Origin of the sequence: Flavimaribacter sediminis (genome assembly GCF_019492055.1) — a bacterium.
GTDB classification, from domain to species: Bacteria; Pseudomonadota; Alphaproteobacteria; order Rhizobiales; family Rhizobiaceae; genus Flavimaribacter; species Flavimaribacter sediminis.
In genome coordinates this window covers 245,704-270,535 of the sequence record NZ_JAICBX010000003.1, presented here as the reverse complement: position 1 = coordinate 270,535, position 24,832 = coordinate 245,704, and the positions used below count along the sequence as shown (strand labels likewise).

The following is a 24,832-nucleotide window of genomic DNA, read 5'->3' as shown; positions in this document are numbered from 1 at the left end:
AAGCGCCATGACCGTACGCACGCCGATCGACGTCGAGCTTGACGCCGAGACTGAAATCGCCATTCGCCAGGACCTGACGCTGACCGCGCTCGGCAAGCGGCCCGCAGACACGGCGCTGCGCGTCGGACGGCTGCTGGACGTCGCGACGAGAACCTGGAGGCACGACCAGGAGATCATTATCAAGGGGAGGCGGATCGCCTATGTGGGCGATGCGGGCAGTTATCCCGGCGAAGTGGGGCGTCGGGTGCACGAGCCCGAGCTTTCCGCGGTGCCGGGACTTGGCGAAATCCACAAGCATATCGAGAGTTCGCACCTGACGCCGGAATACGAGGCGGCGCTGGTTTTGCCGCGCGGCAATACCTGGACCTGCGAGGCGAGCCACGAATTTTCCAATGTGAATGGCGCCAAAACGCTCGATTTCTGGCTGTCGGCGCGGGCTGCGGGCTCGCCTTTGAAGATCTTTCCGTTGCCGGGCTCCGCGGTGCCGCCAACCGGCTACGAACACGGCGGCGGCTGGTTCGGCTACGAGGAGCAGAAGCGCTTCATGCAAGAGAGCCTGATGACGGCGGGCCTCGACGAGGTGATGGACTGGCCGTCGGTCTGGAATCCCGACAATCCGTCCTACGACCGGCTGTGGGGCATGATCCGCGCCACGTTCGAGCGACGCGGCGTCGTGGAGGGGCACGCGGCGGGCATTCGCGACGTTTCGACCATCAACGCCTTTGCGGCGGCTGGCCTTTCTTCCGATCACGAGGCGTGGACCGTCGAGGAGTTCTGGGAAAAGCTGACGCACGGGCTTTTCATGGAATTGCGAATCCATAGCCTGCCGGAGGTCATTGCCGGGCTTCTGGAGAAGGGGCTCCAGGACTGGTCGCAGATTGCGCTCACGACGGATGATCGCAGCGCCTCCGACACGCTGAAGCTCGGCGCGACGGACTACAATGTCCGGATGGCGATCGAGGCGGGCCTGCCGCCCGAGATCGCCGTGCAATGCGTCACGATCAATCCGGCCCGCCACATGCGGCTGACGCCATGGGTCGGATCGATCGCGCCGGGGCGCTACGCCGATATCGTCCTGGTGTCCGACATGCAGTCGTTTGCCATCGAGAAGGTCTGGGCCGATGGCGAGCCCGTGTCGGAGGGCAAGACCTATCTTCCCCCAATCCCGCAGATCGACTGGCCGGACTGGGCGACAAAGACCGTGAATATCGGCCGCGCCCTGACGGCGGAAGACTTTCATATCAAGGCGGAAGCGGGGCGAAGTTCAATGACGGCGGCGGTGCTTCGGCCGTTTCACTGGACCGATGATTTCCTGACCTTCGATCTTCCGGTCGAGAATGGTCTCGTCCAGCGCGACGAAAGCCGCAACATCACAAAATTCGCGATCGTCGACCGGTTTTCCGGCAAGGCGGCCGTCTCGAAAATGTTCTGGCTCGGCTGCGGTCCGCGCACGCCGGACACGGCGCTCGCCTGTTCCATGGCCCATGACAAGCACAACATCTGGTGCGCGGGATCGTCGGACGAGGCGATGGCGGCCGCCGTCAACGCCATCGCGGAGATGGACGGCGGCTGGGCGCTGGTGCGCGAAGGCGAGGCAGCGGCGACCGTGCGCTACGAGGTCGCCGGACTGATGAGCTGCCGGACGGCCGAAGACCTCGACGCAGATATGCAGGCGCTCTACGCGGAGGGCGAGAAGGTCGACTGGATGTACGAACCGACCTTTCATCCGCGCTGGGGGCCGGGGTTTCCCGAGCGGCTGGCCTTCGCGACGCTGACCTGCGCGCCCTGGCGCTGGGTGCTCGTGGCGCCGAGCGATCATGCGCCGCAGGGTCTGGTCAATGTGGCCACCGGCGAAACCCATCCGGTGGTTTTCTGAGGCGAAAATCCACTCGTAGATTCACGATGCCCGTCTTTTAGTATTGCTAAAAAAACAGGCAGGAATTACGGTCGCTTAAAAGTCGCGCTCATTCGAAACATGCAACAGAAGGGAATGAAAATGACAATGAAAACATGGATGAAAACCGCCGTCGCTCTCGGCGCCCTGGCCCTGGGAAGCCAGGCTGCTATCGCCCAGGACAAGACCTTCACCATTTCCTGGTGGGGCTACAACGGCGAAAAGCTGAACGCCAACATCATCGAGCCTTTCAAGAAGATGTGCGAGTGCGAAGTCGTCTTCGAAACCGGCAACAACGCCGACCGGCTGAACAAGCTGAAGATCCGCGGCGGCAAGGGCGTGGACGTGATCTTCCTGACCGACAGTTATTCGCAGATCGGCATCGAGGAAGGCCTGTTCCAGGAAATCGACCGCGCGAAAATCCCGAATGTCGAGGAACTCTACGACCTCGCGCAGGCGCCGCAAGGCAATTACGGCCCGGCCTACACGATCGGCCGCATCGGCATCGTCTATGACGCCGACAAGGTCGATCCGCCGATCGGGTCATGGAACGATCTGTGGCGCGATGACCTTAAGAGCACGATCAGCCTGCCCGGCATCACCACCACGGCCGGCCCGATCGTTGTGCTGCGCGCTGCGGCCCATGCCGGCGTAGACCCCTATACCCAGACCGACGAGGCCTTCGTCGCAATCGAGGAAATCAAGCCGAATGTGGTGAAGAACTACAACACCGGTTCGGAACTGGTGAACCTGATCTCGACCGGCGAGGCGACCGTCGCCGTGGCGCAGGACTTCACCATGGCTTCGATGACGGCGGCCGTGCCCAGCATGACATGGGCGACGCTGAGCGACGGCGACATCGCCACGCTCAACACGATCAACATTCCGACCGGCGCCGAGAATGTCGACCTTGCGCTCGAATTCATCAACTTCGTTCTGTCGAAGGACATTCAGCAGACGGAAGCCGAGCAGGGCGTCGACGCGCCGGTCAACAAGAATGTCGAACTGACCGAGGAGCAGGCGAAGATCTGGACCTATGGCAAGGAGATGATCGACAGCCTGAACCGTGTGGACTACGACAAGCTGAACGCCGCCAAGCCGGACTGGATCGACCGCTGGAACGAGATCTTCGGTTCCTAATAAACCTCGCGGCTCCCGATGATATTCGGGAGCTGCATTTTCCGCAGACCGTCCGGGTGATCGACCGATGAAGCATTTCCGCAGCTGGAGCCTGGCGCTGCCCGCCACCCTTGCGGTTTTGCTGTTGCTGGTCATCCCGGTGGCGAGCACCATCGCCACGACGTTCGGGGAGTCCGCCGGACCGTTCGCGCCCTATATCGCATTCTTCAAAAGCGGTTTCCGGCGCACGGTGCTTTTTCGGACCATCGAGGTGGCGCTCATAACCACGGCCGTCTCCCTGGTGATCGGCTTCATCACCGCCTATGTGATCGCCCGCATGCCGGGTCGACTGAAAAGCATCGCGATCATCGCCGCCGTCTTTCCGTTGCTGACCGGCGTGGTGGTGCGATCCTTCGCCTGGCTGATCATCCTCGGCAAGAACGGCATCCTGAACGATTTCCTGATCTGGATCGGCGCGATCGCGGAACCGCTGTCGATGCTCTACACGGAATTCGCCGTGATCATCGCCATGGTCTATCTTTTCGTGCCGCTGATGATCCTGACGCTGGTCGGTGTGCTCGAGGGCATTCCGAACGACGTCGTCGAGGCTTCGATTTCGCTCGGCGCCTCGCCGGCGGCGACCTTCCGGCAGGTGATATTTCCGCTCGCCATGCCCGGACTGATCGTCGGCGCCGTACTAGTCTTTACCGGCAGCTTTACGTCCTATGCGACGCCTCAGCTTCTCGGCGGCGAGCGCCAGATGATGATGGGCACATTCCTTTATCAGCGCGCGATGGTGACGTTTGACTGGGTGGGCGCCTCGACCATCGCCACGATCATGGTGGTCGTGACGATCGGCATCGTGCTGATCATGAGCCGGATCGCCCGGCGGCTGAATCCGATGGCGGTGTGAGACATGACCTATCGCATTCATCCGGCCCTGATCGTATTCGCTGCAATCGTTTTCTTCTTCCTGCTGGCGCCGCTGGTGATCATCATCGGATCGGCTCTCAGCGACACGACCTATCTGACCTTTCCGCCGCGCGGCCTCACGCTGCACTGGTTTGAGAACATCTTCGAGATGAGCGCCTTCCGCCGGACGGGGATCACCAGCTTTCAGCTCGCCTTTGCGGGCACGGCCTTGTCCCTGCTTGTCGGCATTCCGGCCGCCTATGCGCTGAACCGCTACCGGATCGAACTGCCGTCCTGGCTTTCGACGGTCTATGTTCTGCCAATCCTCGTGCCGGAAATCGTCTTCGGATTTTCCCTGATGAAGTCGGTGACCGTAGGCCTCGATACGCCGATTTTCCTGACGCTTCTGATCGGTCACGCGCTGCTGGTGCTGCCCTATTCGGTGCGGGTGGTCAGCGCCAGTCTCGCCTCCTTCGACTTCTCCATCGAGGAGGCGGCGATCAGCCTTGGCAGCCCGCCGCTGAAAACCTTCTTCACCATCGTCCTGCCGAACATCCGCGCGGGCGTGATCGCCGCCTTTATCCTCGCCTTCATTACCTCGCTCAACGACGTATCGGTGTCCCTGTTCCTGACCGGACCAGGCATTTCCACCCTGCCGATCCAGATTCTCGCGCACATGGAGCAGTTCTTCGACCCGACCATTGCCTCCGTTTCCGTGCTTCTCATGCTGGTGACGGTCGCCGTGATGGCGATCGTCGAAGCGACCCTCGGACTGACATTCCTGACCAAGTAGATGACCGTTTCTCTCGATATCGAATCCATCACCGCCCATTACGGCCACACGGAAGTGCTGAAAGATCTGTCGCTTTCGGTGAAGGCCGGGGAACTTGTTTCGCTGCTCGGCTCCAGCGGCTGCGGGAAGACGACGACACTACGCCTGGTCGCCGGCTTTTTGCCGCCGACAAAAGGCCGCATCAAACTGGGCGACAAAGACATCACCCGTCTGCCCGCCCATACGCGCAACATCGGCCTGGTGTTTCAGAACTACGCGTTGTTTCCGCATCTGAGCGTGCTTGAGAATGTCGCCTTCGGACTGAAACAGCGCGGCGTCGGATCGGACAAGCGCAGAAAGCGGGCGGGCGACATGCTCGACCGCGTCGGCCTTTCGCCCTATGCGGAGCGCCTTCCTGCGGCATTGTCCGGCGGTCAGAAGCAGCGGGTCGCGCTCGCACGCGCGCTTGTGATCGAACCGCCGCTCCTGATGTTCGACGAACCGCTTTCCAATCTCGACGCCAAGCTGCGCATCGACATGAGGGTGGAAATCCGCAAGCTGCAGCGGGCCAACGGCACGACCTCGCTCTATGTCACACACGATCAGGAAGAGGCGTTTTCCATCTCCGACCGTGTGGCGATCATGAACGCCGGCAAGATCATGCAGCTCGATCATCCGGAGGTGCTATACCAGCGGCCGGCCAACGCCTTTGTCGCCCGCTTCGTCGGTTTCGAGAATCTCGTTCCGATGAAGGTAAGCGAGCGCGACGGAGATCGGGTGACGGCCGAAGCAGAAGGCGGCGGTTCGATGAGCCTGTCCCAGGACAGTCTCGGACCGATACCTGATGAATTCGTGCTGGCGGCGCGGGCCGACGGCCTGTCTGTGCGCCGGGCGGGCGAGGGCCTACCGGTGACGCTGGGTCTGAGAACCTATCTGGGACGCGCTTACCAGTATCAATGCCAGTCGACCGCGGGCGAGCTGGTCGCCAACGGCCCCCTGTCCGACCCGATGGAGCAGGGCGGCGCTGCGGTGCTTGCGCCGCATTTCGAGCAATGTTGCATTCTTCCGGTGGAGTGATGACCATGGGCGACAAAATCGATGCAGTGCTGGATCACGTCGACAAGGCGTTGCCGTTGAGTCTCGAACGGCTCTTCGAACTCATCCGCATCAAGAGCGTGTCCACCGAGGCGGCCCACGCGCAAGACTGCCGCGACGCCGCGGAATGGCTGGCGCAGGACCTCCGCGGTCTGGGTTTCGACGCGTCTGTTCGCGATACGGATGGCCATCCGATGGTCGTCGGTCACAACCGCGCCGACGCCGGCCCGCATATCCTCTTCTACGGGCACTACGACGTCCAGCCGGTCGACCCGCTGCGGCTGTGGGAGACCGATCCTTTCGAGCCGGTGATGAAACCGTTGCCGAACGGCGATACGGCGATCGTCGCTCGCGGCGCGTCCGACGACAAGGGTCAGCTCATGACCTTCGTCGAGGCGTGCCGGGCCTGGAAGGCTGTCACCGGAGAATTGCCGGTTGGCGTAAGCGTACTCTTCGAGGGCGAGGAAGAGGCCGGCAGTCCGAACCTCATGCCGTTTCTGGACAAGACGGCAGACGAACTCGCGGCCGATGCGATCTTCGTCTGCGACACGGACATGTGGGACAGGGACACGCCGGCGGTCATCACCATGGTGCGCGGCCTGGTGAGCCAGGAGATCGAAATTACCTGCGCCGACCGTGACCTGCACTCCGGCATATACGGCAATGCGGCGCGCAACGCCCTGCAGGTCATGGGCGACATGATCGCCAGCCTGCGGAACGCCGACGGCAGTGTAGCGATCGATGGTTTCTACGACGGAATCCGTCCGCTTCCCGACGCGGTGAGGGCGCAATGGCAAAGCCTGCCATTCGACGACGAAGGTTTTCTGAGCGACGTCGGTCTGTCGATCCCGGCCGGGGAAACGGATTTTCCCGTTCTGGAGCAGGTCTGGGCGCGGCCGAGCTGCGAAATCCACGGTCTGTGGGGCGGTTACATGGGCGACGGTTTCAAGACGGTGATTCCGGCGAAAGCGCACGCCAAGATTTCGTTCCGGCTGGTCGACGGGCAGGATCCGGAGAAGGTGCGGGACGCCTTCAAGGCGCATGTGCGCAACACCATTCCGGCCGATTGCTCCGTGACATTCACCGATATCGCCGCGGCGCCGGCGACTGTCATGGCGCTGGACAGCCCGTTTTTGCGCAAGTCGCTTGGGGCGCTGACGGAAGAATGGGGCCGGAAGGCGGCGCTCGCCGGAACCGGCGGCTCGATTCCGATCATAGGCGAGTTCAAGAAGCGACTGGGATGCGACTCCCTGCTCGTAGGCTTCGCGCGGTTCGACAACCGCATCCACAGCCCCAACGAGAAATACGACCTATCCAGCTTCCACAAGGGCATCCGCTCCTGGGTTCGCATTCTCGCGGCGTTGGCGGAGGACTGACTGGAAGCGAAGACGGCGCCGGGGATACTGTCATCCTTTTGTCATGGGATTGGCGGGATCAATGGGTCGTCGTTCAGAAGTGCAGGGCGTTTGTTCTCGAACCCGTCAGTGCGTTCTATAAGAGGAAGTCGTCCGACAAGGAGGAGAGAAGGCATGAATACCGTTTCCCGCGTCATCACAGTGGACGGCGCGATGAACCTGCGCGATCTTGGTGGTCTTTCCACGACTGATGGCGGCAGCGTCCGGCGCAACAAGCTCTATCGCAGCGCGCGGCTCAGCACCGTCACGGACCGCGGGCGGGACCAGCTGAAGGACCTGGGCATAGCGGTGGTCTGCGACCTCAGGGGAACGAAGGAAAGCGCACTCGATCCTTCGGAGCTGGACGGCGTTGTGGGACGTTTCCATCCTCTGCCAATAGAACCGACGCTGAAGGCGCATATGGGGGCCTTGTTCGGAACCAGTTTTCAGGAGGGGATATCGGCCCGTGACGTTATGGTCGACATCTATCGCAGTTTCGGCGCGAAACGGATCAATGCATTCATCGATCTCGTGGGACTGTTGACTGCGGACGAGACGCCATTGCTTTTCCACTGCACCGCCGGAAAGGACAGGACTGGCTTTGGAGCAGCGATCATCCTGCGTCTGCTTGGCGTGCCGATGGACGACATATTGCACGATTACATGCTGACGAACGAACACTGGACGGGCACCGGCAAACTCGACCATCTTCCCGACGAGGTGCGTCTGGCCATCGAAAGGGTCGAGAGGGACTATCTCGAAGCAGCCTTTGACTCCGTTGACGCGACCTATGGTTCATTCGACGCCTATGCGGATAAAGTTCTCGGTCTCGATCACCAGGCAATCGACCGCCTTCGTGAACTTTATGTCGAATAACTTGCGGCCCCTCGTTTCACTCATACGTATTCAAAAGCGCTCGACCCAGGGTCTCAGGTCAAGCTCGTTTGACCATGTCGACCGATGTTGGCGGATCAGCGCCAGATAGTTGTCGGCAATTGCGTCCGGACTGAGCATGGAATCCGGTTTGTCGGTCGGTTCGGTCCGTCCCGGATTGCGGATGGCGCCGTCAATGTTGACCCAACACACATGAACGCCCTGCGGATGAAGTTCACGCGCCATGGACTGCGCCAGGCCGCGCTGGGCAAACTTGCCCATGGCGAAGGGAGCGGAATTGGGAAACCCCTTCACGCCAGCTGAAGCGCCAGTAAAGAGGATCGTGCCGCGCACGCCATCCCCAGGTTCCTGCGAGAGCATCCGTCACGCAGCCGCCTGACCGACGAGAAAGGCGCCAAACGCCGTCACCTCGATGGCGTTTCGGACCGCTTCCGGATCGAGGTCCGCGATCGGACCCCGAACCCGGGCGGACGGGTTGTAGACCACAACGTCAAGTCGATCGCCGATCGAGGCAAAGAGCCGCTCGACATCGTCGGCGTCGGCTGCGTTGCAGGAAATGGTTTCAGCTTCCGTTTCAGCCGCGAGCGGCGCCAACTTGTCGCTGTTTCTCGCCGCCAGCGCCAGGCGATAGCCGTTCGCGTGCAGCAGGCGGGCCAGAGACGCCGACAAACCGTCGCCGACGCCGACAATGAGCGCTGTATTTTCAGTCATTGTTGCAAACTCCTGTTCATACCTCCAAAGTTAGGATTCAGGGACTGGACCGCCAGTGCAAAAACGGGACGCGAGGAAATAAGTTCACATGGCGGCTTCAATCGAAAGACCGGACAGCCGGAAATGGTGGATGCTCGCCGCCATGGGAGGCGTCATCGGCATCATACTCCTCGACGAAACAGTGGTCGGGGTGGCGCTGCCGACGATACGCCGCGATCTCGCCATGTCGGAAGGCGCGTCGCACTGGGCCATCAACGCCTATTTGCTCGTCTTCGCATCGCTGGCCGCCGCCGGCGGCAAGCTCGGCGATATTCTGGGCCATCGCAGGCTGTTTCTGGCGAGCCTCGCGGTGTTCGCCCTGTCGTCGCTTGCCTGCGGATTTTCAGAGAACGGAAACTGGCTGATCGCAGCCCGCGCCATCCAGGGCATCGGCGCCGCGGCGATTTTCCCATTGTCCATGGCGCTCGCCACGATGCCTTTCCCACCGGAGGAGAGAGGAACAGCGCTCGGCATCTATGGCGCGATCGGCACGACGTTCCTGGCGCTCGGCCCACTCATCGGCGGATTTTTTACCGATATTCTGTCCTGGCGATGGATCTTCTGGATCAATCTTCCAGTCGTCGTGTTCGTGGCCGGCATCGTCGCCACGGGCGGGCGCGAGACGCCTAAAGGGTTGAATACAGGCCCGTTTGACGTCATCGGGCTCGCCAGTCTTGTCACATGCGTGTGCGTTTTGACCTTCGGCCTGATGGAAGCACCGTCGCTTGGCTGGTTCAGTCCGTCGATCCTCTCGTTCTTCGCGATCGGTTTGCTGATGGCGGCGACGTTCATAGTGGTTGAGCGGCGCAGCGTTGCGCCACTGATCGAGATCGATCTATTCGCCAATTCCGGGTTCGCCCTGTGCAACCTGGTGATCTTCATGGCGCAGTTCAGCAAGATGGCCATGATCGTCTTCGGCGCTGTGTTCCTCCAGACCGAATTGCACATGAGCCCTTTCATGGCGGGACTGGCGCTGCTTCTCGCTGTCGGCCCGGTGCCGATACTGGCGGGACCGTCGGGCCGCCTGGCCGATCGCTTCGGCGCCCGGCCGCTGATCCTGTTCGCTCTGGTCGCCGTGACGGCGGGGCTTGTCTGGGTCGGCCTGACGATGGATCGCGACAGTTACTTGCTGCTTGTTCCCGGCATGCTTTGCTGGGGCGTTGGCGTGACCTTCATATTCGCGCCGCCAAGGAGCGCGGCGATGAAGATGACGCCTCCGGAAAAGCATGGTCAGGTCGGCGGAATCGTCATGAGCGCGCAGCTTCTGGGCGGCACGTTCGGCGTGGCCTATTGCAGCGCGCTGTTTTCCATGTCGAAAAGCTTTCCTGTAGTGTTCCTGGGAAACGCCGCCGTCTCCGCCGTCATCCTGCTGCTTGCGTTTCTCTACATGAAAGACGACAGGCGGAAGACGGGCGCCTGATCGCTTACCAGGCGGTTTGCAGCCAGTTTGACATGGCGCGCTGGCAATCGATTGCTCCAGGAATTGCGCGGCTGAAACTGACAAAGCCGTGTATCTGTCCGTCGTAGACCAGATGGTGGACATCGATCCCGTCCGCCCGCAGCCTGTTGGCATAGGTCGTGCCCTCGTCGCGCAAGGGGTCGAAACCCGCCGTTACGATGCACGCCTTCGCAAGGCCCGTCAGATCCGTCCGTATGGCCGGCGAGGCGCGCGGATCCTGCATGTCGCCTCTGTTTTCGAGATAGAGATCGACAATCCACATGCCCCTGTCGCGCGGGATGATGTAGGCGTGCTCCAGTTCCTCCATGGATTGGGTCGACATGCTGGAATCGAGCGACGGATAAATGAGAAGCTGCAGTTCGGGCGGCTGGAAGTTCCGGTCCAGCGCTTGTTGGGAAACGACGGCGGCGAAGTTGCCGCCAGCGCTGTCGCCGCCGACACCGACTTTGGCGGGATCGCCGCCAAGGGCTTCCGCATTATGCCGGACCCACCGATAGGCGGCGATCGCATCTTCCACGCCGGCCGGAAACTTGTGCTCTGGCGCCAGCCGGTAATCGACCGAAACGACGACGCAGCCGGACCATTTGGCGAGCCTGGCGCACAGGCCGTCATGGGAATCGCAATTGCCCTGGAACCATCCTCCACCATGATAGAATACGAGAACAGGCGAAGGGCCGGCCTCCTTCGGGCGATCGCTGTAAAGCCGCGCCGGTATCGGCCATTCGGCGCCGGCGACAGCCATGTCTTCCCTGCGGAGCAGCGGCGGGGCGGGCTCGTCAAACAGGTCAACGATTTTCTGCGCCTGTTTGCGAATCTCGGCGATTGTCGGGGGACGATCGCTCTGGACGGCCCTCGAAAGGCGGCCGAAAGCCTGCGCCTTCGGATCCATCACGCGATGCGCCAGTCTCTCTCTTCTCCCGGCGTACAGGCAACGGACAATCGGGGCGGGGAGGCGCGTCGGGATAAAGGCCGCCAGAGCGGATGGTTTGACCATGATGCGCTACGCCGCGTCGGACTCGGATTTCCCCGGGCCGTCATAAACGAAGACCTCGATCCTGTCTTTCTTTCCCTTCACGGCGATCGGTTCGATCCGGCGCGCCTGGCTGGTCAATTTGGCGGGCAGCTGTTCGTGGACATTGCGCGAGATCCAGGTCTCGTCCGGTCCGGCCTGTCCGCAGAGGCGGGCGGCGAGATTGACGTGATCGCCGAGCACCGTAAAGTCTTTGCGCTGGTTGCTGCCCATGGCGCCGACAACCACTTCGCCGACGTTGACGCCGATACCGATTCTCAAGTCCGCCTTGGAGGTGAGGCGCATTTCTTCCATGACCTGCATGATTGCGAGCGAACACTCGACGGCGTGCTTCGACTGGTTGGCGCCGCCGAACACAGCCATGATCTCGTCGCCGACGAATTTGTCGATATCGCCGTGATTGGCGACAACGATATCCGTGATTCTCTGGAAGTAGCTGTTGAGCACTTCAACCACTTCTTCCGGCTCGCGGGTTTCGGAAAAGGCTGTGTAGCCGCGAATATCGGCGAACAGGATCGCCACGCTGCGCCGTTCGCCGCCAAGGGAGACCTCGCGATCGGAACTTCCGCTGATAGCCTTCATCGTGCCTTGCGACACGAATTTCTGCAATTCGAACCGTTCGGCCAGTTGCACGATCATCTCGTTGAAGCGCTTCGCCAGATCCCCGATTTCGTCGCGGGAGCGAACGTTGTCGACCCTGACGTCCAGATTGCCCTTCGCGATTTCAATCGCCGCCTCGCCGATGTGCAGGATCGGGCGTGAAATCCTGAGCGCAAAGAAGGCGGCGCCGAGCATGGCCACGGCGACGCCGATGCCGAGCCACTGCAAAAGACTTCGAATCATGTCCCTGATCGGGGCATAGGCGTCGGCTTCGGATTTCTCGACCACGACCGCCCAGGGCAAAGCTCTCGCAAGGGTGATCGCGCCGAGCGAAATCGACCCGTCGGCAAGCTCAAACGGTTCGACGGTGATGACAGCCTGTCGGGAAGACAGCATCTGTTGCGCCATCACCGACACGCTTTCGTGCTCGTACTTGCCCTCGGTCGTGCCATAGACGATATCGCCTTCGCCGTTGATGACATGGATGGCGCCGGTGCGCGCAAAGGGGTGTTTGGTGATGAAGCGTTTCAGACGTTCGAGATTGATGCGCGCATAGAGGATCGCGTTCCTGCCGCCGATACCCCCCGATATGGGCAGGCTCGCCGTCGCCAGCCAGTCGCCGGTTTCGGCAATGAATTCGACATTGGTCGCCCTTTGCGACGATTCCGTTTCCGGCCGGGCGTCTTCGGGGTCGATCTGAAGAATGCTGACGGGATCTTCGAAGTGTTCCGCCAGCGTGCGGACATAGGCTTCCTGCGAGACAACGATCGGCCGCGGCACGCCTTCAATGTTGACCTGCAGGGAGACCACGTCCGGAAGATCGGCGATGCCCTGTTTCAAGAGCGTGATCTTGGAGCGGGAATCCAGGGTTTCTCCGCCGATCGCGTTTCGGATGAGATCGAGCGGCACGAACAGCGAATATTCGAAGAAGGCGTTGAACTCGTTCGTGACCTGTCGCGCGGTGCTGACCAACTGTTCGTTGGCGGCGCTCTTCAATTCGTCGCGGGCGACGCGAATGATCGACTGGCCTGCGACCACCAGCGGCAGCACGGCAATCAGCGCTGCGAAGATCATCATTTTGGAACGAAGGTTAAAACGCATCGTCTGCCCGGTTCTGATTCAGGAAGGACAACGGTATTACTCCAGTTGCGACAGCGTTGTCGACGCTTCCCTCGTCGTGGTCCGTATCGTCATGACATCCGTGGAAACGCTGCAGGCGAGACCATGCGGATCTCCCGCGGTCAACTCCACCTCCACGACGCCCGGTTCGGTGAATTCCACGCGGGCTTTCTCGCCGTCGAGCTCCAGCCCGTTGGACAGGATCCAGTAATATTCGAGATGATCGCCGTCTGAGTCGGCCGATCGGCCGGCGTCCAGGATCAGGGAATCGTGAGCGCCGCCGATGAGAAGGTCGATGTCCGGTCCGGCGTCGGCGACCGGCGGCGCGTTGACGAAAATCTCCACGGCCTGTTCGGTAGCCGCGCATTGCGAACCGGTCGCGTCCGTTACTGTCAGGACGGCGCGATAGGTGCCGGGTTCGCCGTAGCTGTGTTCCGTGACCGGCCCTGCGGCGACTGTTCCGTCTCCGAAGTCCCAGTGATAGGCGATCGCTTCGCCATCAGGGTCGAAGGACCGGGACGCGTCGAAAACAATGTCTTTCCCCGCGCAGGTCTTGCGAACGACGTCGATGATTGCGACCGGCGGCCGATTGATGGTGATGCTGCGCGAAACGGGCGTCTGCAGCACTTCGCCCGCACGCTCGACCGGCAGGATCGCATTCACCGAGTAGACGCCGGATTTCTCATAGGCGTGGGCGATGGTTTCGCCTTCAGCGCCGTTTCCGTCGCCGAAGGTCCAGGCCGCCCGGCTGCTGTCTGCTCCTTCCGGCAAATTGGTCAGCGCGAAAGGCGCGGGCTCGCCGACGCAGGCGATCGCCGGGCCGTTGATCTCGCTTGCCGGCGCCGGCAGGACCTTTACCTCGAAGAGCTCTTCGTCGGCGGCGTTGGCAAGACCTGTCCCGTCGTCCACCTTGAGGGTGACCGGGTAAAGACCGGGCTCTCGCCAGATATGGCGTATTTCAACGCCTGTAGCGGCTCCGCCGTCGCCGAGATCCCAGGTATATCCCGAGACGCCTCCATCGGGATCGGAAGACCCGGCGCCGCTGAGCATGAGGGGTTTGTTCACCTCGACAACCGGCGCCGCGTCGATCTGCGCCATGGGCGCGGCGTTGACCGTCACCAGATGTATCGTCTCCGTGCTGGCGCAGCCGCCAAGATCTTCGCTCGCGCTGGCCTGCAGCCGGACATGATAGAGGCCCGGTTTTTCGAAGACATGGCTGACCTTGCCGCCCGACGCGCTGGCTCCGTCGCCGAAATCCCATTCATAGGCGGCGATGACGCCGCCTTCGACGCTGGAGCCAAAACCGTCGAAAGAAACCTCTTCTCCGGCGGCGACCAATGAAGGGCCATTGACGACCGCGACCGGCGCCTGAAGGATCGTCACCTGGATGTCGTCGGTGGAAATCGGCGAGCAGAGCCCCAGATTATCCCCCTCGATCTGCAGGGAAACGCGATAGACGCCGGCGTCGTAATAGATGTGCTCGGGGCGGTCTCCGCCGCCGGTCTGGCCGTCGCCGAAGTCCCAGGAAAAGCGATTGACGACGCCGTCCACATCGCTCGATTCGGTTCCGTCGAAACGAACCGGAGTTCCCGCGCAGACTTCGATGTCCGAACCGGCATGGGCTTCCGGCGCCGGCAAGACCGTCATCAGCGCCTCGTCGGAATGGGTCGCGTTGGCGAGGCCGGATTCGTCGCGCACCGAGAGGCGCACCGTGTAGGCGCCCGGATCGTCGTAGACCTTGGTCGGATTGATGATGGTCGACGTGTTTCCGTCGCCGAAATCCCATTCGTACAGAAGAAGGCCGTTGTCCGGATCGACGGATGAACTGGCGTCGAAGACGAAGATGTCGCCGACGCACGCTTCCTTGTCTTCTCCGGCCATCGCCACCGGAGGCCGGTTGATCGAAACGGTGAGGGCGTCGGTGTCGATCGAGTTGGCGAGCCCGCGTCCGTCGTCGGTCGTCAGCAACACCGGGTAGACGCCGCCGGTCTCATAGACATGCTCGACCTCGGCGCCGGCGGCTTTCGAACCGTCGCCGAAATCCCACATATAGGTCAGACCGTCATTGTCGGGATCGGCCGAGGCCCCGGCGTTGAAGACGATGCGCAGCTTGTCGCTGACGATGTCATGACCTGCTTCCGCGACCGGTTTGTGGTTCACCTCGACCGTAAGCTCGTCCTGCGCCGTGCGGTTCGACGCGATGCTGTCGTCCGTCACCGTCAGTGTGATCGTGTAAATTCCGGCTTCCTCGAAACTGTGTTCGACCGTCTCGCCTTCCAGCGTCTCCTCGGTGTTCTGGATATCCCAGCGCCAGTTGGTGATCGATCCGTCCCGGTCGGTGGAGCCTGCGCCGGACAGGATGAACGCTTCACCCGGAGCAACCGAGAGATCCGGTCCCGCTTCGGCCGTCGGCTGGTCGTTCACGGTGATGAGGATCTGCGAAAAATCGGTCGCTTCTTCATGGCCTGTGTCGTCATAAATCCGCAGTTCCACGGAATAGTAGCCGGGCGTCGAGAATGCGTGGCTGACGACATCTCCTTCCGCGCTGTTTCCGTCGCGGAAGTTCCACAGATAGCGGGTGATTTCGCCGTCGGGGTCGCTGGATCGCCGCCCGTCGAATGTCAGCGTTTCGCCGGGAGCCGTCACTACATCGAAACCGGCGTCGGCGACTGGGAGAGCGTTGACGATCACCGTCATCGTATCCGACGCGTCGTTGCGGATCGTGCCGGAACTGTCGACTATATAGAGGCTGACGTCATAGACGCCGGGAGCCCGATAGGTGTGGGCGACCATTTGCCCGGTACCGCGCTGGCCATCGCCGAAATCCCATTCCCAGGAAATGATCTCGCCGTCCAGGTCATAGGACTGTGACGCGTCGAAGATGACTTCGGATGCGGTGACGTGCTGATCCGGACCGGCCTCGGCGACCGGCGGTTCGTTGATGACAATGGTGCGTTCGCTGACGGAATTCTGGTTTTCCAGTCCGGAATCGTCACGGATTGTCAGCCGCGCCACATAGGTTCCGGATTTCTCGTAGAGATGGCTGACTTCGCGACCGCTGGCGGTGTTACCGTCCCCGAAATCCCACTCGTAGGAAAGAATGTTTCCGTCCGGATCTTCCGATTCCGCCGCAGAGAACTCGATTGCTTCGTCGATCGCCGCCGGCCGATCCTCAGGCGCCTTTGCGACCGGCGTCGTGTTGGGACGATTGTTGACGGTAACCGTAAGGCTGTCGCTGGCGGATGCGTTGGCCTGACCGGAATTGTCGGTCACCGTCAGGACGACGTCGTAGGTTCCGGGGTCGAAATAGGCGATAGACCGTTTCTGACCGACTGCCGTCTTGCCGTTGCCGAAATCCCAGTGGTAGGAGACGATGCTGCTGTCGGCGTCGGTGGACGCGACGCCGTCGAAATCGATGCGTTCTCCGACAATCGCCGTGATGTCCGCTCCCGCTTCGGCAATTGGCGCTTCGTTGGACTTTTCCTCGACATACACTTTGAAATTGCGCACCGTGACGCCGTTCGGAAGTCCGGAATCGTCGGTCAGCGTGAGCGAGCCCTCGTAGACGCCGGGCCGATCGTAGACATGGTCGATGACTGGCCTGTGCGATGCGCCGCCATCGCCGAAGTCCCAGGCGAAACTGATGATGTTGCCGTCCGGATCCTGCGCCGCGCTCGCATCGAACTGGTGGGGGACCTTGGTCTTGAGGCGCAGCGTCTGCGGAACATCGGATTGCGGAGCCTCGTTGGGCGCGTGGGTGACCGTGACCGTGAACTGCCTGGCGGTGACGGCGCCGCGAAGTCCGGAATCGTCGCTGACGATCACGCTGACCACATAGTCGCCAGGTTCGGAGTAGCTGTGAAAGGCGGTCTTGCCGGAAGCCACGCCGCCATCGCCGAAATCCCAGTCCACCGACATCAGATTGCCGTCGACATCGATCGAGGCGGATGCGTCGAATTCGATGATCTCGTTTACGAAAGCCGCGCGGTCGCCGCCAGCGGTCACAATGGGCGACTGGTTGTCGCGATTGGCGACGACAATGGTGAATGAGGCGGCGGATGTAGCGTTGTCACGACCGGAATCGTCGGTGACTTCCAGCGTCACCTTGTAGGCGCCCGGCTTGTGATAGGCGTGATCCACCACGAGACGGTCGGCGGTCTGTCCGTCGCCGAAATCCCATTTGTAGTCGAGGATGGAGCCATCGGAGTCGCTCGACGCCGAACCGTCGAAAGTGACGATCTCGCCAACCAGCGCCTGCCGGTCGCCGCCCGGATCAGCAACCGGCGCGATGTTGCCGGGGTCCGGCACGGCGATCGTCTTTGTGATTTCCGTCACCGCGTTGCCGAGGTTCGAATCGTCCGTCAGCCTGAGAGTGACGGAATAGTCGCCGGGGTCGCGGAACATGCGCTTGAAGGCGGTCTTGTCGGTCGTCACGCCGTCGCTGAACGACCATTCGATGGCGGTGATTTCTCCGTCGCTGTCGAAAACGCCGGAAGCGTCAAATATCTCCGGGGTATTCGTCCGCATGATGTCGGGAATGACGGCGGCCGCGCCATCCGGGGAGGCATTGACGAAAACGCTGGCCGTATCGGTGGAGATGCTGTTTTCAGCGCCTTTCCCGTCATCGACGCGCAGTGACACATCGTATGTTCCCGGCTTTTCGTACCTATGCTCGACCTTCGCGCCTGTCGCAGTCGCTCCGTCGCCGAAATCCCATGCGAACTGGTGCGCATCGCCGTCAGGTCCCGTCGGATCGCCCGCGTCGAAAGCGATGGCGTCGCCGAAGGCTATCCGGCGATCGCCGCCGGTTTCGGCGACCGGCTTTGCATTGACCGTAACCTGATGGGTCACAGAGGCGCTGTCGCAGGGGTTGCCGGCGGAATCCGTGACGGTCAGGTCAACCGTGAAGACGCCGTGATTTTTGAACACGTAGACCGGCTTGCCGAAATCCGGGTCGCCTTCGTTCTGAACAATTTCCCCGCCATCGCCCATGCGCCAATGATATCGGCTGATATGGTTTCCGTCCGGGCGGGCCTGGGTGGTCGAACCGGTTCCGTCGAAAAGGACGTCGGCGCCCTGGGCGACGAGGGCCGGCGCTTCGAGGCGCGCGACCGGCGGCGGCTTGACGAAGAAAGAGAAGTCGGTTGCGCTCCCGTCGGCGATCATGCCGCTGTCATTGAACACCTCGAGCCGCGCTGGATAGTCGCCCGGCTCTTCGAAGCTCTGCTGTATTTCCGCTCCGGAAAGTGTGTCGCCGTCGTTCAGTCGCCAACTCCAGGCAAGCGGTCCGCCTCTCGGATCGATGGACGCGGAAGCGTCGAACGCCATGTCGCCGCACGCGCCTGGCTGCAGGCTGAATTCGACTTCGGGTCGCGGGTAGGGCGCGAAAACACGCAATGGCAATTCGACGGCGACCGGCTGTTCCACCGCGTCATCGCCATTGACGGGCGCTCCGACGAACACGGTGACGTCGTTCGGCGTTTCGCCGCCTTCCGCCATGGTGACCGATCCCATCCGGCCCGGCTCCGAGGCGTCAAGCTCTACGCGGCTTCTCCTCCACTCGCTCTTGCGCGAAGCCTCGATCGGAACCGTGCGGAAGCGTCCCGCATATGCGACATGTCCGCCGGCGGAATCATAGTTTTCCACGACAAGCGATTTGGCGCTGTCCGGTATCCGAAAACGCAGTTCGACGAAGGTCCCCTTACGCGAGACCTGGAACGTCGGCATGTAGCTGTAGATCTCGAGCGCGTCCGGCCGGACGTTGCTGGTTTCAGACATGCTGACGGCGACATCGAAAACATTGCCTCCGTCGCCGTCGACGCCTTCGACGGCCAGAACGAACTCCCGGCGGCCTTCGCCTGCGGGCTTTCCGTCCTCGGAGTCAAAGACGAAGAGCCCGTGCCAGGTGTCGTCAATTTCCGGGTCTGTTCCGAACTCGGCCGAGGTAATGGCTTCGCCTTCGACGTTTTCCTGGACGACGCCGTCTTCGTCGCGCCACAGACGCATGCTGGCGCGGGCGCCGTACAGGCTGAAGCGCGTATGACCCCTGTTGTAACCGATCGTCTCATCGTGCTTGCCGCCGTTGTCGGGGTCGAAGACGCGGAGATAAAGCGCGCCCGCATCCTCTGGCACGGAAAAGCGTATGAATTGCCGGAAGTCGTGATCGCCTTCGATCCGGCGGGCGGCCGGGCCGAAGGTCACGAGCGCCCGCGTGTCGGCGTATTCGTTGTCCTGAGCGAGAGCAGCTCCATGTGATCCGCCAGGCGTGATCTGGACCGGCAGGGTTGCCAGCAGGAACGCCGCCGAAGCGAAGGCGTGTTTGAAGAGGGATGCGCGCATGTACGAAAATGTCATTTTTCTGCGCCTGCCTCCCTGACCGTGACGGTGAAAGCCGCCTCGCTCGTTTTTGGTTCCTCGCCGTCGTCAGTCACAACCAACCGCACTTCATATTCTCCCGGATCATGAAACGCGTGGTAGGGGCGACGGTCGGGCGATTTGCCGCCGTCTCCGAAGTCCCACCGGTATCGCATGACGTTTCCGTCCGGATCGTAGGACGCTGAACCGTCGAACCTGACAATCTCCTGCACGCCGACTGTAAGATCCCCGCCCGCGATCGCCACGGGCTCAAGGTTTTCCGCCGGCAGCACGGTTATGGTTATGGTGTCTTCGTGTTCGAGACGATCGCCGCTTCGGCCATCATCCGTGATTTTCAGCCCGACGCGATAGGTCCCCGGAAACTGGTAGATATGTCGTGTGTCGACGCCTGTTGATCTATTGCCGTCTCCAAAATCCCACTCATAGGCGATGATGGAGCCGTCCGGATCGTTCGACCCGGCGGCGCTCAACGCGATGGAAGAACCGGCGACCGTCGTTATGTCCTGACCCGCGTCCGCCATCGGCCTCTCATTGGGTCTGTGCGCGACGTCGACCTTAAAGTCGATCGTGCTCGATTGCTTGTTCAGGACGCCATTATCGGTGAGCACAAGCTTTGCTTCGTACACGCCCGGCGCGTCGTAGCGGTGTTCGATGACAGGTCCGAGGCCGACTGTCCCGTCTCCGAAATCCCATTCCCAGGCGATGATCGAGCCGTCGCGATCGTCGGCTTCAGAGGCGTTGAAAAGAAGCGGCTCGTGCGCCATCGTCTCGAACCGTGAGGGAAACTCGATGAGTGGCGCACGGTTGTCCGGAGGCGCGACGGTGACGACAAGCGTGTCGATGGCTTCGCCCTTGTCATTGTCCCTGACTTTGAGCGTAACCGGATAGGCGCCGGGCTCCCAGTAGGTGTGGCTGATTTTTGGCGTGTTCGCGCCGGTGGCGTCGCCGAAGTCCCAATCGTAAACGAGAACCGAACCGTCGCTGTCCGCGGACCCGCCGGCGTCGAGCGCGAACGGTTTTCCGACGGCGGCGACGCGATCCGGGCCGGCGACGGCTTGAGGCTCCATGTTGGCGGCGTCGCGCACGGTGACGGTGATCGTTTCGGAATCCCTGGCTGTTTCGAAAGCGGAATCGTCGAGGACAGACAGCGTGACTTCATAGGCGCCCGGCCGATGCCATGCATGTTCGGTCACCTGGCGAATGGATTCGGTTCCGTCGCCGAAATTCCAGTGATGATAGGTCACGGAGCCGTCCGGGTCATGGGATGCGGAGGCGTCGAATTTCGCGATCTCGCCGGTGAGCAATTCGCGATCGCCGCCGGCGTTCGCGACCGGCGGCGCATTGACTTCGATCGTTCCCGTTATGCTGCCTGTATTGCAGGGATTGTCGGCGGAATCGACGACGGTCAGGCCTATCGTGTAGTTTCCGAATTTTTTGTAGGCGTGAACTGGCTTACCGAAATCCGGTTCGCCCTCGCGCTGGATCAGCCTGTCGCCGTCGCCGAAGTCCCATTGATATTCGATGATATGATTGCCGGCCGGCCGATCGACTGTCGATGAACCCGTCGCGTCAAACCGGACCTCGGCGCCCTGCGCTGCGAGAATTGGATTTGTGAAGGCGGCGACGGGGCGCGGCTTGACGTAGAAGGAGAAATCGAATGCGTCTCCGCTTGCGACCATACCCGTGTCGTCGAATACTTCGAGGCGCCCGGTATGGTCCCCCGGTTTTTCAAAAACGTGGGTCAGCACTGCGCCGGGAATCCACGGACCCATGCCATCGAACCGCCAGAAATGAGAGATTGCATCCGTGTCGGGATCGATGGAGGCGGATGCGCCGAAACGCATTTCCAGACAAGCGGTCTGGCGTTTGTTGAAGCTCGTCAGTGGCCGGCGATTGAGAGGAAAAACACGCAAGGGAAGTTCGACCGGCACGGGCGCAGCAACGGAATTTGCGCCGTCTTTCGGAACGCCGGCGAAGACCGTCAGGTCGTTGGGCGATTCGTTGCCGCCGGCGAACGTTACCGATCCGAGGCGGCCGGGTTCATCCGCCTTCAGCATTATCCTGTCGCGTTTCCACTCGCTTTTGTTCGATGCTCCGAGCGGCAGCGATCGAAAGCGACCCGCATAGGCGATTTCACCGCGCGCCGCGTCGAAATTCTCGACATCGAGCGCGTCGGCATTGTGTGGAATCAGAAAGCGCAGTTCTACGAAAACGCCATCTTCAGGCGACTGGAACGTCGGGATATAGGAATAGAGGCTTGTGCCGTCGGGAGCGACATTTTCATTCTCCTCGCGGCTGACGAAAACGTCAAAGACATTGCCGTCATTGCCGGACATCCCCTCTACGGCAAGAACGAACTCGCGCTTTTCGCCGCGCTCAACGCCATCGGATGCATCTACCGTAAACAACGTGACCCATTGTCCGTCGGCTTCGCTGTCCGACCTGAATTCGACAGATCCGATCGGGTCGCCCATGACAGTTTCCTGAACGACGCCCTGCGGATCGCGATAGATCGTGGTTTCGGACCGGTCTCCGTACAGGCTGAAACGGGTTTGCGTGTTAAAACCCGACAAGGGTTCGTCGTGGGCGCCGCCGACATCGGGATCGTAGACGCGGATATAAAGCCGGCCGGCGTCCGACGGCGAGGAAATGCGAAAGAATTGCCGATAGTCGTGGTCGCCTTCCGACTGCGCCGCGCGCGGTCCGAACGTCACGAGAACCGGCGTTTGCGACGACGATCCAGCCTCCTCGGCGCGGACGGGAAGCAGAGCGCCGGCAATAAAAATCGCGACGAGGGCAGACGTAAAGGTCGGCTGCGTGCGGCGTCTGATCGGCATTACTGCACAAGCCTCAGATTATTGACGTTGCCGGCGACATCAGCGATTTCGATCTCGAAAATCAATTCATCCTCCCCGAACGGAATTTCCATGCTTCCCTGATAGGCCTTCCGTATCTTGTTGAAGCGCAATACGCCGCTGTGTTGCTGCTCGCCCGATCGGATATTGAAACGCGACGTCTTCGCCAGTCCGGATGCATCGGATGCTCCGATATTCAAGGATACAAGGGCTGTCTCGCCCTTTGGCGTGACCTCGATATTCTGAAGCGTGATGGTGGGCGCTTCGGTATCGAAAATCACCGTGCGCTTGTCGATCGCGACCAGGCCGACAGCATTCGTCGCGACGGTTTCGATCAGGTTTGGCCCTTGCTGCAATTCGATCTCGACATGGGCGGCGCCATTCTCCGCTCTTGCCTCATGGCCATTCACGATGACGCTTGCCGGTTGATCCGTCTCGATCGCCAACTGCAGCATGGATTCAGACGTTACGAGCGGCGGCGGGCTTGAAAATCGTATCGTGGGCGCAGTGTCGAGAATAACGGCTTCAAGGGTTTCTTCGAAGGCGTAGCCCGAGGGGCTCGTCACCCGGATTGCGAGGTTTTCCTCGTCGCCGGCGATGGGAATATTGACAAGGAAGGCGCCGTCCGGCTCCGCATAGGTTTCGGAGCGGATGGATTCTTCGGCGTCAACGACGGATATTTTTGCGTCCGCATTCACCTTGCCGGACAGCGTCAGGGTATCGCCCGCCGTCAGGAAGCGGCCGCGCTCGTCGCGGATCAGAGCGTCGTCAAAGGCGATGTTCGTGTTCTCGTCCCTGAGGTAAGTGAATTTCGCGACACGCTGGGTTTCGTTGCCGGCCCTGTCGATGGCTGTCACCGTGACGCTGTTTTCGCCTTCAACAGCCTCCATTTGATACCCGAAACGGCCATCGGGCCCGACTTCGAGGCGGTCGCCCTCGATGACGATTTCCACCTCCGGTTCGGTTTCGCCCTCCAGCGTGATGGACGCCCTGCGAAGAATTGCGTCAGGTCCGGGGACGAGGATTTTAAGGAATGGCGGCGTATCGTCGAACCGGACCTCGAATTTGCGCACAGTGCTCATTTGCCCCGGCAGACCAAAGGCGTCGATCGCCGCAACGCGCCAGAAGTAGCCGCCGGGATCCAATTCGAGATTGCCGACCTGCGCGCCTTCAATTCCAAAAAGGCTCTTGGCCATGCGGTCGAAACGCGGGTCATAGGCGATTTCGACCCAGTATTGTTCTCCACCTCCGATCGGGTCCCACACAAGCTCGGCATCGTTGCCATAGAAGACGGCGCCTTCATCGGGCGAAACCAGATGGACGCGGCCCTGGATATTGACTTTTTCCTCCGGGGCTCTGCCGTTGCGGATCACCGCGCCCTCATTTCGGCCGAGCACCGTCGTCTCTCCGGCGGCTGTGACCGAGACCGGTTTGACGTCGAAGTTTGAGAACTTGGCGCCGGACTGGTCCTGGCTGACCCAGAAACTTCCCGAGTCGATCGTGGCGTCAGCGTTCGGCAGGTTGACCTCCAGCCGGTTTCGGTTGTTCTCCGACGCCAGAAGGGCATAGAAATCGCCCTGGACGAGACTGATTTGGGCGTCTTCGCGGCGTTGCAGCGGGTCTGCGCGCATGCGCTCGATGACAGCCTGGGAATTGGCGTTCAAACGCAGCCGGCTGGCGTCGCGGAACACGACCTGCGCCGTCGAACTCGACAGGGTTCTCAGTTTTTCCTGTTCATTGAGCACGGCGTTGAGCTCGCGTTGCGTCCAGCTGTTCTCCTGTATTTTCTGGCCTTCGACCCAACCCTGCCGATCGCTCAGACGCGCTTCGGCCTCAACGTCGCGATTTTCCTGACTTTTCTTGCGAGCGGATTCCGCACGATCGATCGAGCGGGACGACAGCAGAATGCTCTCCTTGTAAACGCCGTTCTGCTTTTCCCGGATCGCCTTGTCTCGCAAGGTGATGGCGTTTCGGATCAGTATGGGCGCAAACAACTGGGCCCCGGCCTCATTCGCAAGCTGAATGCTCTCAAGGGACGCGGCGAGCGCCTTGACTGCGGTTTGCAATTGGCTTGTCGGGAGTTGCAGTTCCTGGCCTTCGGCGATCTCCGTAACGTCGCTTATGTCGTTCAGGCTCAGAATAATGGGCCACAAATCCGGATCGTCGAGGTATTCCGCCGCAATGTCGCGAAGATTTGTGCCGGGAAGCATCGCGATGGTGACGAACTCATCTTCCAGAGCAAACGCCCCGGTCATCGCGTCGGAGGTCTGGGCGAACGCATCCGTTTCGTCCCGCTGAATAGCAGGAAGAACGATGGCGATTGTGGTTAGCAATGCCAAAGCAGCCGATCGCGCCAGACGTTCAAGCTTCAAGGCGTCCCAAATCCCCAATTTCCTGCGCCCTGCCATACAGTACAGATGAACTATATGTAATTACAACCGTAAACTTGGGCGCTAAATGTTATGCAATTGGCTTTATTTGCTGTTTAGGCGTCCGGTAACAATAAAGTTATCACCAGATAGACGACGAGGAGGTCAGTATTTCGTTGGACTTACGGAATTCGC

Annotated in this window: 13 protein-coding genes and 1 pseudogene; 8 read left to right on the top strand and 6 right to left on the bottom strand. The window is 61.2% G+C overall.

What is annotated here, in order from left to right; genetic code table 11:
• Positions 1 to 7: 7 nt before the first annotated feature.
• The 7 genes from K1W69_RS16865 to K1W69_RS16835 all read left to right on the top strand — a co-directional run bounded on the left by K1W69_RS16865 (position 8) and on the right by K1W69_RS16835 (position 8,062).
• On the top strand, positions 8 to 1,876 hold the full coding sequence (locus K1W69_RS16865; protein WP_220229594.1) for an adenine deaminase: 1,869 nt from the start codon (positions 8 to 10) through the stop codon (positions 1,874 to 1,876).
• Positions 1,877 to 2,002: 126 nt separating this feature from the next.
• Complete coding sequence (locus tag K1W69_RS16860; protein ID WP_370688272.1) at positions 2,003 to 3,034, top strand: ABC transporter substrate-binding protein; 1,032 nt, start codon at positions 2,003 to 2,005, stop codon at positions 3,032 to 3,034.
• Positions 3,035 to 3,101: 67 nt separating this feature from the next.
• The gene (locus tag K1W69_RS16855; RefSeq protein WP_220229592.1) at positions 3,102 to 3,926 is read left to right on the top strand and encodes an ABC transporter permease; all 825 of its coding nucleotides are present in this window, start codon (positions 3,102 to 3,104) and stop codon (positions 3,924 to 3,926) included.
• Between the two features lie 3 nt (positions 3,927 to 3,929).
• Entirely contained in the window at positions 3,930 to 4,718 is a 789-nt protein-coding gene (locus K1W69_RS16850; RefSeq protein WP_220229591.1) for an ABC transporter permease, read from the top strand.
• Positions 4,719 to 5,774 carry an ABC transporter ATP-binding protein gene (locus K1W69_RS16845; protein ID WP_220229590.1) on the top strand — a complete coding sequence of 352 codons (1,056 nt, stop codon included), beginning with the start codon at positions 4,719 to 4,721 and terminating at the stop codon, positions 5,772 to 5,774.
• Positions 5,775 to 5,779: 5 nt separating this feature from the next.
• Positions 5,780 to 7,168: a dipeptidase gene (locus tag K1W69_RS16840; RefSeq protein WP_370688266.1), complete on the top strand. Its 1,389-nt coding sequence runs from the start codon at positions 5,780 to 5,782 to the stop codon at positions 7,166 to 7,168.
• Positions 7,169 to 7,321: 153 nt separating this feature from the next.
• On the top strand, positions 7,322 to 8,062 hold the full coding sequence (locus tag K1W69_RS16835; protein ID WP_220229588.1) for a tyrosine-protein phosphatase: 741 nt from the start codon (positions 7,322 to 7,324) through the stop codon (positions 8,060 to 8,062).
• Positions 8,063 to 8,092: 30 nt separating this feature from the next.
• On the opposite strand, the pseudogene K1W69_RS16830 reads toward K1W69_RS16835, so the two are convergent.
• Positions 8,093 to 8,791, bottom strand: a pseudogene (locus K1W69_RS16830) (SDR family NAD(P)-dependent oxidoreductase).
• Between the two features lie 88 nt (positions 8,792 to 8,879).
• Here K1W69_RS16830 and K1W69_RS16825 point away from each other — a divergent pair.
• Positions 8,880 to 10,250 (top strand): DHA2 family efflux MFS transporter permease subunit, encoded by a 1,371-nt coding sequence (locus tag K1W69_RS16825; RefSeq protein ID WP_220229587.1) that lies wholly within the window; start codon positions 8,880 to 8,882, stop codon positions 10,248 to 10,250.
• A gap of 4 nt (positions 10,251 to 10,254) precedes the next feature.
• On the opposite strand, the gene K1W69_RS16820 is transcribed toward K1W69_RS16825, so the two are convergent.
• From K1W69_RS16820 to K1W69_RS16800, 5 genes are read right to left on the bottom strand one after another with little or no spacing between them, the layout of a single operon-like run.
• Positions 10,255 to 11,283 carry an alpha/beta hydrolase gene (locus tag K1W69_RS16820; RefSeq protein ID WP_220229586.1) on the bottom strand — a complete coding sequence of 343 codons (1,029 nt, stop codon included), beginning with the start codon at positions 11,281 to 11,283 and terminating at the stop codon, positions 10,255 to 10,257.
• A gap of 6 nt (positions 11,284 to 11,289) precedes the next feature.
• Complete coding sequence (locus tag K1W69_RS16815) at positions 11,290 to 13,020, bottom strand: adenylate/guanylate cyclase domain-containing protein (RefSeq protein ID WP_220229585.1); 1,731 nt, start codon at positions 13,018 to 13,020, stop codon at positions 11,290 to 11,292.
• Between the two features lie 36 nt (positions 13,021 to 13,056).
• Positions 13,057 to 19,392 (bottom strand): PKD domain-containing protein, encoded by a 6,336-nt coding sequence (locus tag K1W69_RS16810; RefSeq protein ID WP_220229584.1) that lies wholly within the window; start codon positions 19,390 to 19,392, stop codon positions 13,057 to 13,059.
• Positions 19,389 to 22,250: a PKD domain-containing protein gene (locus K1W69_RS16805; protein WP_220229583.1), complete on the bottom strand. Its 2,862-nt coding sequence runs from the start codon at positions 22,248 to 22,250 to the stop codon at positions 19,389 to 19,391. Before K1W69_RS16805 ends, K1W69_RS16810 begins: the two co-directional genes overlap by 4 nt.
• The gene (locus K1W69_RS16800; protein ID WP_220229582.1) at positions 22,250 to 24,640 is read right to left on the bottom strand and encodes a FecR domain-containing protein; all 2,391 of its coding nucleotides are present in this window, start codon (positions 24,638 to 24,640) and stop codon (positions 22,250 to 22,252) included. Before K1W69_RS16800 ends, K1W69_RS16805 begins: the two co-directional genes overlap by 1 nt.
• Positions 24,641 to 24,832 lie beyond the last annotated feature (192 nt).

Coding starts and splice junctions, on each gene's coding strand:
- K1W69_RS16865 (WP_220229594.1), top strand. CDS start 8: ATGACCGTACGCACGCCGATCGACGTCGAGCTTGACGCCGAGACTGAA.
- K1W69_RS16860 (WP_370688272.1), top strand. CDS start 2,003: ATGAAAACATGGATGAAAACCGCCGTCGCTCTCGGCGCCCTGGCCCTG.
- K1W69_RS16855 (WP_220229592.1), top strand. CDS start 3,102: ATGAAGCATTTCCGCAGCTGGAGCCTGGCGCTGCCCGCCACCCTTGCG.
- K1W69_RS16850 (WP_220229591.1), top strand. CDS start 3,930: ATGACCTATCGCATTCATCCGGCCCTGATCGTATTCGCTGCAATCGTT.
- K1W69_RS16845 (WP_220229590.1), top strand. CDS start 4,719: ATGACCGTTTCTCTCGATATCGAATCCATCACCGCCCATTACGGCCAC.
- K1W69_RS16840 (WP_370688266.1), top strand. CDS start 5,780: ATGGGCGACAAAATCGATGCAGTGCTGGATCACGTCGACAAGGCGTTG.
- K1W69_RS16835 (WP_220229588.1), top strand. CDS start 7,322: ATGAATACCGTTTCCCGCGTCATCACAGTGGACGGCGCGATGAACCTG.
- K1W69_RS16825 (WP_220229587.1), top strand. CDS start 8,880: ATGGCGGCTTCAATCGAAAGACCGGACAGCCGGAAATGGTGGATGCTC.
- K1W69_RS16820 (WP_220229586.1), bottom strand. CDS start 11,283: ATGGTCAAACCATCCGCTCTGGCGGCCTTTATCCCGACGCGCCTCCCC.
- K1W69_RS16815 (WP_220229585.1), bottom strand. CDS start 13,020: ATGCGTTTTAACCTTCGTTCCAAAATGATGATCTTCGCAGCGCTGATT.
- K1W69_RS16810 (WP_220229584.1), bottom strand. CDS start 19,392: ATGACATTTTCGTACATGCGCGCATCCCTCTTCAAACACGCCTTCGCT.
- K1W69_RS16805 (WP_220229583.1), bottom strand. CDS start 22,250: ATGCCGATCAGACGCCGCACGCAGCCGACCTTTACGTCTGCCCTCGTC.